Source organism: Amycolatopsis sulphurea (assembly GCF_002564045.1).
GTDB classification, from domain to species: domain Bacteria; phylum Actinomycetota; class Actinomycetes; order Mycobacteriales; family Pseudonocardiaceae; genus Amycolatopsis; species Amycolatopsis sulphurea.
Window position 1 is genome coordinate 2,140,556 of the sequence record NZ_PDJK01000002.1, and the last position, 12,378, is coordinate 2,152,933.

At 70.1% G+C, this 12,378-nt stretch carries 7 protein-coding genes; 4 read left to right on the top strand and 3 right to left on the bottom strand.

Going from position 1 to position 12,378, the window contains the following annotated elements; translation table 11 throughout:
* Positions 1-656 precede the first annotated feature (656 nt).
* From ATK36_RS16095 to ATK36_RS16105, 3 genes are all read left to right on the top strand, one after another.
* Positions 657-2,483 carry a hypothetical protein gene (locus tag ATK36_RS16095; protein ID WP_170069632.1) on the top strand — a complete coding sequence of 609 codons (1,827 nt, stop codon included), beginning with the start codon at positions 657-659 and terminating at the stop codon, positions 2,481-2,483.
* A 134-nt stretch (positions 2,484-2,617) separates the two neighbouring features.
* Complete coding sequence (locus ATK36_RS16100) at positions 2,618-3,772, top strand: hypothetical protein (protein ID WP_098512295.1); 1,155 nt, start codon at positions 2,618-2,620, stop codon at positions 3,770-3,772.
* The gene (locus tag ATK36_RS16105; protein WP_098512297.1) at positions 3,765-7,454 is read left to right on the top strand and encodes an FkbM family methyltransferase; all 3,690 of its coding nucleotides are present in this window, start codon (positions 3,765-3,767) and stop codon (positions 7,452-7,454) included. The genes ATK36_RS16100 and ATK36_RS16105 overlap by 8 nt, the downstream gene beginning before the upstream one ends.
* A gap of 78 nt (positions 7,455-7,532) precedes the next feature.
* Here the strand turns inward: ATK36_RS16105 and ATK36_RS16110 are convergent, their stop codons facing one another.
* Positions 7,533-8,684, bottom strand: coding sequence for a hypothetical protein (locus tag ATK36_RS16110; RefSeq protein ID WP_098512298.1), 1,152 nt, complete (start codon positions 8,682-8,684; stop codon positions 7,533-7,535).
* 165 nt (positions 8,685-8,849) lie between these two features.
* Between ATK36_RS16110 and ATK36_RS16115 the strand changes: the two genes are divergently transcribed.
* Positions 8,850-10,352, top strand: coding sequence for an acyltransferase family protein (locus ATK36_RS16115; protein WP_245914797.1), 1,503 nt, complete (start codon positions 8,850-8,852; stop codon positions 10,350-10,352).
* A 204-nt stretch (positions 10,353-10,556) separates the two neighbouring features.
* Here the strand turns inward: ATK36_RS16115 and ATK36_RS16120 are convergent, their stop codons facing one another.
* Positions 10,557-11,225 (bottom strand): response regulator, encoded by a 669-nt coding sequence (locus ATK36_RS16120; protein WP_098512301.1) that lies wholly within the window; start codon positions 11,223-11,225, stop codon positions 10,557-10,559.
* Positions 11,222-12,343, bottom strand: a complete 1,122-nt coding sequence (locus ATK36_RS16125; RefSeq protein ID WP_098512303.1) for a sensor histidine kinase — start codon at positions 12,341-12,343, stop codon at positions 11,222-11,224. The genes ATK36_RS16120 and ATK36_RS16125 overlap by 4 nt, the downstream gene beginning before the upstream one ends.
* Positions 12,344-12,378 lie beyond the last annotated feature (35 nt).

Consider the following 12,378-nt stretch of genomic DNA (forward strand, 5'->3'; position numbering starts at 1 on the left):
ATGATCGCGCCGTTCGAATGAGCGGACCGGAACCTGCCCAGGTCCGGGCACGTGGAACACTATCGCCCGAACCGGTGACAGGGGGTTGCGTGATGAGCTGGCAGGAAGAGCTCCGGCGACTGGATGCCGATCTGGCCGCAGGACGCATCGGGCACGCCGAACACCGACACCGCCGCGACGATCTGCTCGCGGAGGCGTCCGGAGGTGCCGGTCCCTCGCCCGTGGCGTCTCCACAGCGCTCGACCGGGGGACCTGCATCGGTGGCGGGCGCGCCCTGGTCCCCCGGCACCGGCCCCGCCGCACCTGGTTCGCCATGGGCGCCGGACACTTCGACCGCGTCCGGTGCCGCGTGGGCGCCGGGCACCGGCTCCGTGTCGGGCACGCCGTGGGGCGGCGGCTCGACTCCACAGCCGAGCCCGGCCTGGAACCCGGACACTTCCAGTGCTTCGGAGCCGACGGAGAGCATCCCGGGGCGGCCCTCAGCGAAGACCGGTTCGCACGGGGGCGGAGCTGCCACGCCGTCGGCAGGTGGTGACTCGGCGAGCGCGGTGGGCGGTGATTCTGCAGGCAGCGGCTCGGGGAACCCGGCTGCTGATGAATCCGCGAGTGGCTCAGCTAGTGGCTCTGCGAGCCTGGCCGGTCCGGCCCCTAGTTCGGTGGGCACCACGACCAGCCCCTCCGGGCCGGGGGGTAGTGGCGCGCGCACCCCCGCGAGCGGGCCGGTCACGAATTCCGGCGACACCGCGGGTGGTTCCGGCAAGACCGCGGCTGGTGATCCGGAGGTCACGCAGGCCGTCGATTCCGCAGGTATTTCGGCCGCTGGTGCGGGCGGCGCGGCGAGCACCCACGCCATCGATTCGACAGGCGGTTCAGCTGCGGCGGCAGGTAGCTCGTCGAGCCCGGACGCCGCCGGTTCCGCAAGCAGCCCAACCGCCGGCGCGGCGGGCAACCCGGCTGCAGGCGGGCCAACGTCCGGCAGTCCGGAGAGCCCCGCGGTCGGTGCAGCGGGCGCGGCTGCAGGTACCGCGGCCAGCAGTGTGGGTGGCGCCGCGGACAGCAGCTTCGCCGAGCCGACCGTCACCGAATCCATCAGCAATCCGGGCAACCTCGCGGGCAACGGTCCGGTCGCCGGTGGCGCGGCGAGCGCGTTCACGGGGTCCGGCAGCGGAAGTGCGGCGGAGCCCCCGGCGAGTGGTCTCGGTGGGGCGTCGAGCGGGCCGTTGGCGGCCAGTGGTCCGGGCGGGTATCCGAGCAGGGGGACCTGGCAGGGCACGCCGCCGGTGCAGTGGCATGCGGCGGGGACGGCCGGCTGGTCCAGTGCCAATCCCGCGATGCCGCAGCCGGGTGAGCCGGGGCAGGCCGCGGCGAACCAGCTCGGTCAGTACGGACAGCCAGGCCCGCAAGGTCTGGCCGGTCCGCAAGGTCAGGGCGTTCCGGCAGGCATGCCAGGCCAGGGCGGCCTAGGCGGCCAGCCGATCCAATCGGGCCAAGGCGGTCAGCAGGGCCAACCCGGTCAGCCGACCCAGCAAGGCCAAGCCGGACGGCCGGGTCACCAAGACCAAGCCAGTCAGCAAACCCAAGCCGGTCAACAGGACCACGAGGGTAAGCCGGATCAAGCCGAGCAGCCGGAGCTGCCGGATCAGCCCGGCCAGCCGGATCAGCCGCAGGCCGTTCAGACCGCCGAGACCGGAAGCAGGAAAACGCGGGGCCGAGCGTGGAAACCGGGCACCGAGACCGGTGCCGAACCGACGACCACTGCCCCCAGCCCGGCCGACGTGAAGCCGACCGACAAGTTCGACGCGGTGGGCGGGCAGCCGGAGTTGCGGCGGTTGTGGGAGGAGGATCCCCGGCCGAAGAAGGCGCGGCCGAGCTGGTTGTTCCTGTCGGTCGGGGTGCTGGTCGTGCTCGCGTTGATCGTGGGCGGCATCTGGTACTTCGGCAGCAAGTCCGACTCGCCGGACACTGCCGATCACGTGTCGCCGCCGCCGGTGCCGAGCTCGCATCAGCCTGCCGCGCTCGAGGACAAGCTGCCGAAGCTGCCCGGTACCCCGAGCCAGGACAATTCGACGATGGCGCTGGCCAAGGCCGTGCAGGTCAAGGCCGTGTCGCAGGCCGACGCGGACCTGATGCGCGCGTCCGGTGCGGACGAGCTGGTCTACCACTCCTACGCCGGCGACCCCGGCGGCACGTTGCTGATCGCGGTGCCCTCCGCTTCCCCAGCGCAGGCCGCACAGCTGGTGAAGGGGCTGCGGCAGAACCTGGTCACCGGCGGGTTCGACAGCAGCCCGCTCGGGCCCGCGGCCACCGACCTCGTCTACACCGGCAGCAGCCCGTCCGGGAAGGTCACCGCGTACTGGTACACGTCCGGATCGGTCGCGGTCGGCGTCGGTGTGTCGGCCCCGCTGGACCGGGACCCGGCGGCACTGCGCTCGCGGATCGAACAGATCCGGGCGCAGGTCGCGGCGACCCTGCCGGCCGGCTGAACCGCCGCCGCGACGGAAGGCGACCCGCGAGGTCACGCGGGGTCGTGGCCGTGCACAATGACCACGTCGTCATCCACATCGGGTCGCGGTGACGCGCCGAAATGTCGCCATGCCGACAGATAAGGGGGGCACTGGTGTCCTGGCAGGAGGAGCTGCGCCGGCTGGACGAGGAGCTCGCGTCAGGGCGGCTGTCCGCGGACGACTACCGCATCCGCCGTGATCAGGTGCTGTCCTCGGCCGTCGGCCAGCAGGACCAGCCCGCCGCCCCGCAGCAGCCGTCGAGCGCGGACTCGACCCAGGTGATCGCCCCGGTCAGCCCTCCCGGTGGCCTGCCGCAGCAGCAGCCCCCGGCCGATGCCTCGGCCGAGCGCACCCAGGCCGTGCAGTCCTGGCAGATGCCCTCGGCGGGTGCCGACGGGAACGAGCGCACCCAGTACGTGCAGCCGGGCCAGCAGCCCCCGCCGTACTCGCCGCCGGGCGGGTTCCAGCAGCAGGCGCCGATGTCCCCCGCGGCCGGTTTCCCGCAGGCACCGCAGCAGCCGTGGAACGCACCGGAGACCGATCAGACCCCGCCGTGGGGCGGCAACGATCTGCCGTTCGGCTCCGGCGGCGGCGGCAACGAGTGGGCCGGCCAGGGCCCGGAATACTTCAACGACAAGCCCAAGCAGGGCAACGGAAAGAAGATCGGCGCGATCGTCGGCGCCGTGGTGGTGCTGGCCGCGATCGCGTTCGGCGCCTACTGGCTGTGGGGCCGCGACAGCGGCGGCGACAAGCCGCGGGAAGCGCAGCCGCAGCAGTCGTCCCAGGCACCGAAGCCGCCGGATCCGCTGGCCGTGGCCAGTATGCCGGGCGTGGCCGAAATGCATGACGACATCTCGTCGTTCGCGCAGGTCAACGGGCTCAAGTACCTCAACGACAAAGAGATCTCGGCCTACCAGACCGCGGGTGCGGGCAAGGTCAAGTTCGTCGTGTACCACCTGCCGGACGGCAACAACATCACGCTGCTGCTCGCTCAGACGAGCACCCCGGCTGCCGCGAAGAACGCGGCGGAGCAGCTGCAGCAGGTGCAGACCGCCAACGGCGCGAAACTCTTCACCGGCAGCCAGCCCGGCGTGCGGGCCACCGCGATCGACCCGAAGGACGGCCAGTCCGCCCAGGTCCGCGGGCACTACTCGCACGGCAACGTGATCGTGCGGGTCGAGGTGTCGGGCCAGGAGAGCACCTCGGTGAAGACCGATTTCGGCACCGCGCTGAACCAGCAGCTGACCGTGCTGACCGCCGATGCCTGAGCCGGGTACCACCGCTTGCACCATCGTCGCCGGCAACTACCTGCCGGCCGCACGGGTGCTGGCCCGCTCCTACCTCGACCGGCATCCGGCGGATCGGTTCGTCATCGCGGTGATCGACGCGCCGCGCGGCGAAGCGCGCCACGACGAGTCGGGCGCGGACCTCGTCGGCCCGGCTGCGTTCGGCATCGACGAGGACGACTACCTGCGGATGGCCACCGCGTACTCGGTCACCGAGCTCGCCACCGCGGTCAAGCCGTACCTGTTGCGTGAGCTGCTCGCCGAGACCGAGGTGGCGATCTACCTCGACCCGGACATCGAGGTGTTCTCGTCGATCGGTGAGGTCGCCGAGCTGGCCAAGGCGCACGACATCGTGCTCGCCCCGCACTTCCTGCATCCGCTGCCGAAGGACGGTCTTGAGCCGGACGACGCGGTGATCATGGGCACCGGCATGTTCAACCTCGGCTTCATCGGGGTCGGTCAGGGCGCGGTGCCGTTCCTGGATTTCTGGGCCGGACGCCTGCGGCACGACGCGATCGTCGCCCCCGAGCAGCAGCTGTTCACCGACCAGCGGTGGGTGGATCAGGTGCCTTCGCTGTTCCGCCATCACGTGGTCACCGACCCGGGTTACGACGTCGCGTACTGGAACCTGCACGAGCGTCCGATCGCGCGCGAAGCCGACGGCGCGCTCACCGCCGGCGGCGCGAAGCTGCGCTTCTTCCACTACAGCGGCTACCGGCCGGAGAAGCCGTGGCTGCTCAGCTTCCACTGCGCGCGCAAGCCGCGCGTCCTGCTGTCGCACAGCGATGATCTTCGCGCCATCTGCGACGCGTACGGCGCGAAGCTGCGCGAAGCGGGGTACGCGGAATCGCTCGACTCGATCCCGTACGGCTTCAAGGACTTCCGCAACGGCACGCCGGTACCGAAGCTGGCGCGAAGCGTGTTCCGCGAAGGCTGGATCAAGGCCGAGCGCAAGAACAAGCCTGCGCCGCCGCACGCGTACGCCGAAGACGGCGGCCAGGCGCTCCGGGAATGGCTGGCCACCCCCGAGGACCAGGCGCAGGCCGCGGCCGGGCTGAACCGGCTCACGCACGCGATCTGGTCGTCGCGGATCGATCTGCAGATGGCGTTCCCGCACCCGTACAGCGACGACGCGGAGACTTTCCGCCACTGGTGCGCCGGTTCCGGTGTGACCGAGGCCGGGCTGCCCGAGTGGGCGCTGCCCGGCGAACCGGTCGCCACCCATCCGCCGCAGGACGAATTCGGCGTGAACCTGCTCGGCTACCTCACCGCCGAGCTCGGGCTCGGGGAGATGGGCCGGATCGTGCTGGAGGCCATCGAGACCGGTGGCGTGCCGGTGGCTTCGGTGCTTGAGGAGAAGGCGGTCTCGAACCGCACCGGCATCGAGCGGCCCGCCACGGTCGGCGATCCGCGGTTCCCGATCAGCGTGCTGGCGGTGAACGCGGACCAGACCCGCACGATCCTCACCAACCACCCCGAGGTGGGCGCGGGCCGCTACCGGATCGGGCTGTGGGCCTGGGAACTCGAAGATTTCCCGCAGTGGCAGCACGAAGCGTTCGGGATGCTCGACGAGGTCTGGACGGTCAGCGAGTTCTGCCGCCGGGCGATCGCGGCGCATTCGCCGATCCCGGTGAAGACCATCCCGGTGCCGGTACGCGATCCGGGTGAGCCGTCGCCGCCGGCTCGCGAGCAGGGCGAACCAGTGCGGTTCCTGTTCGCCTTCGACTTCAACAGCGTGGCCGAGCGGAAGAACCCGTGGGGCGCCATCGAAGCGTTCCAGCGGGCGTTCCCCGGCCGTGACGACGTACGGCTGACGATCAAGGCGATCAACGCGAAGCTGCATCCGAACGCGGCCGAGCGGCTGCGCGCGCTGGTACGCAGCGACGACCGTGTCGAGCTGGTGGAGCGCTACCTCAGCGTCGCTGAGCTGCACGAGCTGTACGAGAGCAGCACATGCTACGTGTCGCTGCACCGCAGTGAGGGCTTCGGGCTCACTGTCGCCGAAGCGATGGCGCGCGCGATGCCGGTGATCTCCACGGACTACTCAAGCACCACCGAGTTCCTCGACGCGAGCACCGGCTGGCCGGTGCCGTACCGGCTGGTGCCTGTGGGTCCGGACAGCCACCCGTACCACGCGGGCGCCATCTGGGCCGAGCCCGATCTCGGCGTGGCTGCGGCCGCGATGCGCCAGATCGCCGACGATCCGGACGAAGCCGCGAAGCGCGGCAGCAACGCGCGAAGCGCGATTCTTCGCGACCGTTCGATGGCTGCTGCCGCCAAGTGGATGCGTACGGAGCTGGAGCAGGCGTACCGCGCGTGGCAGGACAAGCGGCACACCGCAGCCACTCCGCCGCCCGCGCACCCGCTCACGCCGCTGCAGGAAGCCACCGAGGCGCTGCGCTGGCGGCCGGAGGCGAGTACGCCGTCACGGCTGCCGTTGGCGCCCGCGCTGCGCAAGGCCGTGCTTCGCGCGATCGACCACTACGACGTGCACCAGCGCAACGTGATGGGCGCGCTGCTGGCGGCTACGGAGGAGAGCAACAGGCGGTTGCTGGACCGGGTCGAACGGCTGGAGCGCGACCTCACCGAGAGCCGGCATGTCGCCGCAGCCGCCACGGAGAGCGTCAGCGAGCGGCTCAAACGGTTCGAGCCGTTGCGTGACACCGTCGAGGAGCTGAAGCAGCGCGCGCCGGATACCGAGCTGGCGCTGGGGAATCTCGAAACCGACGTAGCGAAGCTTCGCGAGGGTTACGGCGATATCGGCTCCGAGATCGAAGCCAGCACGGCCACTGTGCACAAGATGTTCACCTCGCGCGACGAACGGCTCGACGCGGACGAGAAGGCTATTCAGCGGGTGACTCTCGACGTCGGCGCGATGCGGGACGCAGCCCGGATGTCACACGCCCCGGTGCCGCGCGGAGCCGATGTGGTCCCGTGTGACGTCGGTGCGCTGCTCATGCCGGTGGACGAAGTCATGCTGCCGTGGATCGTGTTCCACCGGTCCTGGGAGGACAGCGAGGCCGAGCTGATGGCGATGCTGGCCGAAGGCGCGTTCCTGGACGTCGGTGCACACGTCGGCTACCACACGCTTCGGTTGCTGCGTACGACTCCGGACGTGACGAAAGTGGTCGCGGTGGAGGCCGACCCGGTCAACGCCGAGTTCCTCCGCCGGAACGTCGCGGTCAACTTGCCACCCGCAGTGGCCGAGCAGGTCACCGTGGTCGAGTCGGCCGCGTGGGACGCCCCTGGCACGGTGCACCTCGCGCAGGCGACGCCGGGCAACAGCGGGGACAACCGGGTGACTGCAGACGGTCCGGGCGTCACGGTGCCGGCCGTACGGCTGGACACGGTGCCGGAGGTGACCGCGCAGCGGATCGGGCTGGTGAAGGTCGACCTGCAGGGCCGCGACCACCGTGCGCTGAGCGGCCTCACCGAGGTGTTGCGTCGCGACCAGCCGCACGTGGTGTGCGAGTTCGACCCGGGCGCGATCGCCGAGCTGGGCGACGATCCGGCGGCGGTGCTCGCCGGCTACCGCGCGTTGGGCTACACGCCGAAGATCGTCACCGACGATGGCCCCGCCGCGGAAACCCTTGACGACGCAGCGCTGATCGCGGCGGCGAAGGCGGACGAGAAGAAGTTCGTCACGCTCTGGCTGGCGCCCTGACGCATGGCTGTGAAGGGGCCCTTCACGGACTCAGAGTCCGTGAAGGGCCCCTTCACAGCTTTGGACGCAGGGGTGAGGTCAGGGCGCGAGGTGCGCGATGGTCATCATGTATGCGCCGTACCAGCCGCTGATTAAGGCAGTCGCGGGTAGTAGCACGGCCAGGGCGCGGTTTGGGAGCCTTGCCAGCACTAGCGCCAACGGCACGGTGAGTACGAACGCGGGCAACAGGAACCGCGCGCGGGACTGGAAGTAGTTCGACGAGCACAGCGCGATCACGACGGTCAGCGTGCCGTAGATCTGCCACGGCAACGGCAGCCGCGTCGTCCACGTCCACAGTTGCAGCGCGACGGCGCTCAGCACGATGAGCGCGGTCACGGTGATCCAGCTGGAATGGTCGGCCGTCAGGCCTTCCTTCACCTGAATCCAGGTGAAGACGCCGAAGTCGAAGTGCATCTGCCAGGCGTTCTGCAACCAGAACCAGCCGTCCACGCGGCCGGCGCGGATGCCGACGTACGCGAGATAGCCGAGCAGCCCCAACGGCGCGAGCAACCCGCCCACCCACGGTCGCCAGCCGTCACGACGGCGGAAGACGGCCACCAGAGCCGCCACACCGACTGCGGCGATCAACGCTCCCGCGCTCGCTCTCGTCAACCCGGCGAACAACGCAAGCGCCCCCGCAAGCAACCACTGTCGCCGCGCGACCGCGACAAGCGCCCAAGCCACAAGCGCCATCAGCACCGCTTCGGAGTACGCGAGGTGCAGCGCCGTGGAGCCCGGGCCGATCGACCACAGCACTGCCATCAGCAACCCGACGCGTGGGCCTGCGAAGTCGCGTCCGAGCACGTACAGGCCCCATGCCGCGGCACAGCCGGCGAGCATCGACACGGTGATCCCGGCAGGCAACGCAGGGATGCCGACGAAGGCGAGAACTGCCACGAGCGCCGGGTAAAGCGGGAAGAACACCATGCTGTTCTGTGCCTGGGCACCGCCCGGACCGGCCTGCACCTGCTGGTCGTACCCGTGCTGCGCGACGGAGAGGAACCAGTTGGCGTCGAAATCGTCCAGGAACCGCCCAGGCGAGACGCCCGCCTTCCAGCTCATCAGCCACAACAGGCCGAAGGAGACCAACTGAAACAGCAGGTAGAGACCAATGGCGGGCAGCGCCTGCGGGGCAGCGCCGCGGAACGGGGACAAGCGCTCGACGGTGCCATCGAGAGTGGACTGCGGCACGCTCCCCGGACTCCTGCACTACTCGCGTGACGGACGAACTGCGGCCCGATCGTACCTGTGGCGGGCATATCCCGAGGCCAGCCCAGGTCCGGTGCCCAGTCGCACGTTCCGGGCATTTCCGGGGAGTCGTCCACCGGCCGGCGGCGAGGCGCTACTCTGCTCGCAGTGCCAGGCCGGAAAACGGGGGTGGTCGCGCTGGCCGAGCAGTCCTCTGCCGTGCTGGCCGAGCAGCTCCCCGCCGAACCGAAGAAGACGCGGATCGTCTTCATCGACATCGGCCGTGGTCTCGGCGCGCTGCTCGTGTTCTACAGCCACATCGCGCACCCGTGGGTGCTCGCCAAGCACGACGACGCGCCCTACATCAGCTTCATCGAGGCGCTCACCAGCGATCCGATGCACATGGCCAAGCAGGGCATCGGGCAGATCGCGGTGCCGTTCTTCTTCCTGGTCAGCGGGTTCGTGGTGACGCCGATCGCGCTGAAGCAGGGCACCGGGCGGTTCGCGCTGAACCGGCTGATCCGGGTGTACGCGCCGATGCTGTTCGTGGTGCTGCTGACCGCGTTGCTGATGGTGGTGAGCCTGCATCCGCCCTCGACCGGGCAGTCGCAGGACCTGAACCCGCTCACCATCCTGACCAACACCACGCTGGTGAACTACCTGATCTTCCCGCAGGTGGTGCTGATCCCGGTGGCCTGGTCGATGATCATCGAGGTCATCTTCTACGTGCTGCTGATGGTCGTGCTGCCGGTGCTGCGGCGCTCGGTGTGGCTGGCCATCGCGGTGGAGCTCACCTTCATCTTCGTGGTGCTGATGAGCCGCTCGCAGTTCGGCCCGTCGTGGTCGTTGTTCGCGGTGAACGTGTCGTACCTGCCGGTGATGATCATCGGGCAGACGATCTGGGCCACCACGTCGAAGCGGATCCCGCTGTGGACCGGCGCGCTGTTCGCCGGCTGCGCCTGGTCGCTGTACGTGCTGGCGGACATCATCGACGTGGGCCGCGTCGACACCTCGTACAACCTCGCGATGGCGTTCGCGGTGGTGTGCTTCCTGATGGGCATGTTCGCCGAGGACAAGCTGAAGCAGCGCAAGCTCTGGACCGCGCTTTCGGAGCGCAGCTACTCGATCTATCTGCTGCACATGCTGGTCACGTTCGTGCTGCTGCAATTGCTGCGCCCGGCGGTGCCGCTGCCGATCGCGCTGCTGATCGTGATCCCGGTGGTGTTCGGCGTGGTCGAGATCAGCTATCGGTTCGTGGAACGGCCGAGCCACGCGCTGGCCCGGCGGCTCTCGCACAAACCGAAAACCCCGCCCAAGCCCGGACCCGAGCCGAGGTCGGCACCGGTCGAGGACGCCGAGGTAACCACCGAACTCCCCCGGGTCGCGGAGAACCCGCGTCGTCCGCAGCACGCGCCGCACGGCAGCCGTCCGCCGATGCCTCGCGGTGACCAGCGGAGTCGTCCGGCCGGCGGCGCCCACCGGGCACGGCCCGTGCCGGACCAGGCACCGGACCGGGTGGCCGAATCGACGGGGCGCCGCCCGGCCCCGCCCCGGTGGCCGTCAGCTCCGCCGGAGCTGCAGCACCAGCCTGACCAGGAAAACCACGGCCAGCGCGGCGACGAGGACGACCTCCCAAGCCATCGGGACTCCTTCCGCAGAACACCTCGCTGAGTGCCGATGCTCTGCCGGTAAGGCGTCCGAAGGGGGGAGGGCGTTCACCGACACGGCGTAAGTCACCCGTACGACTTAGCTCACACGTGCGAGCCTTCCTCCGTCAGGCCCGGAATTCCGTGAAGGAGTCCTTCACGGACTCAGAGTCCGTGAAGGGCACCTTCACAGCCTTCACCAGCCGCAACGGAGCCGGCCACGCCCGGACTAGCCGCCCCGGGGCGTGACCAGGCCGGATTCGTAGGCCAGCACCACCAGTTGCGCCCGGTCGCGGGCGCCGATCTTCGTCATGATGCGGCTGACGTGGGTGCGTGCGGTGGCGGTGGAGATCACCAGGTGCGCGGCGATCTCGTCGTTCGACAGGCCGCCCGCGACCAGCGCCAGCACCTCCCGTTCCCGGTCGGTCACCTCGGCCACCGCGGACGGGTTCACGCGCCGGTGCTCGGGACGGCCGACGAACTCGGTGATGAGCCGCCGGGTGATCGTCGGCGCGAGCAAAGCCTCTCCGGCGGCGACCACGCGCAAGGCCCGCAGCAGTTCGACCGGTTCGGTGTCCTTGAGCAGGAAGCCGCTGGCGCCCGCGCGCAACGCCTCGTAGACGTACTCGTCGACGTCGAAGGTGGTCAGCACCAGCACCTTCACCTCGGAGAGCTCGGGATGGCCGGTGATCCGGCGGGTGGCCTCCAGCCCGTCGGTGCCGGGCATCCGCACGTCCATCACCACGATGTCCGGCCGGTGTTCCAGCGCGAGCGCCACGGCCTGTTCGCCGTCACCCGCCTCGCCCGCGACCTCGAAGCCGTCCTCGGTTTCCAGCAGGACCCGGAACCCGGCGCGGACCAGTGCCTGGTCATCGGCCAGTACGACGCGGATCGTCATGTCTCCCCTTCCACGGGCAATTCGACGCGAACCTCGAAGCCTCGTTCGGTGACGCCCGCCTCGACCGTGCCACCGAGCGCGGACGCCCGCTCCCGCATGCCGCGCAGGCCGTGTCCGGGAGTCGGCTGATCGGTGCCGCGGCCGTCGTCACGCACGGTCAGCGCGAGCGTGCCGGGCCGCCGGTCCAGCCGCACTTCCACTTCCTCCGCGCTATCCGCGTGCCGGACGACGTTGGTCAGCGACTCCTGCAGGATGCGGTAGGCCGCGCCGTCGACCGGCGCGGGCAAGTCGCCGGCTTCGCCATGCACCGTCACGGTCAGGCCCGCCGTACGCGCGTGGTCGAGCAGTTCGCCGAGCTGCGCCAGGCTCGGCGCGGGCGCCCGGTTCTCCCCCGACCTGAGCACGGCGAGCGTGGCGCGCAGGTCGTTGAGCGCCGAGGCGCTGGCCGATTTGATGTTCAGCAGTGCCTCTTTAGCCTGCTCCGGACGCCGGTCCGCGACGTGCGCGGCGACACCGGCCTGCACGTTGATCATGGCGAGGCTGTGCGCGACTACGTCGTGCACCTCGCGGGCGATCCGCAGCCGCTCTTGCTCGGCGAGCCGGTGCCGGTGCTCGGTGTCCTGCGCGCGACGTGCCGCGACGGCGGCGAACTGGTAGCGCACGGCCGTGGCGATCCCGATCACGGCCGCCGCCCAGAGCACCACGAAACCGGTCGAAACACTGATCGCAAACGTTTGCTTGCTGATCACGTGCACGCCGTAGCCGACCAGCAGCACCCCGGCGGCGACGCTGCCCGCCACCACCGGCCCCCGCCGCCGGGTCAACATGAACAACGCGATCGTGGGCACCACGATGACCGGCCCGCCGGGTTCCGACGAGGCGTAGTAGACGGCCGCCGACAACGCGGTCAGCACGAAGACCGGCAACGGATACCGGTGGACGAGCAGCAACAGGAGCACGGTCGCGGCGAGCCACGCCGCGCCCAGCAGGCTCAACGGCTGCCCGAAACGGTCCCAGCGGCCGGTCGCACTCGTCGCGCCGAGTACGAAGGCGAGGGCCACGAGGGTCCGGAACACCCGGCCGAACCACGGGTTCCGCTCGCGCCACCAGTCCTGCATGAGGCGAAAACTACTCGCCGGAACAAGCCTGCGCG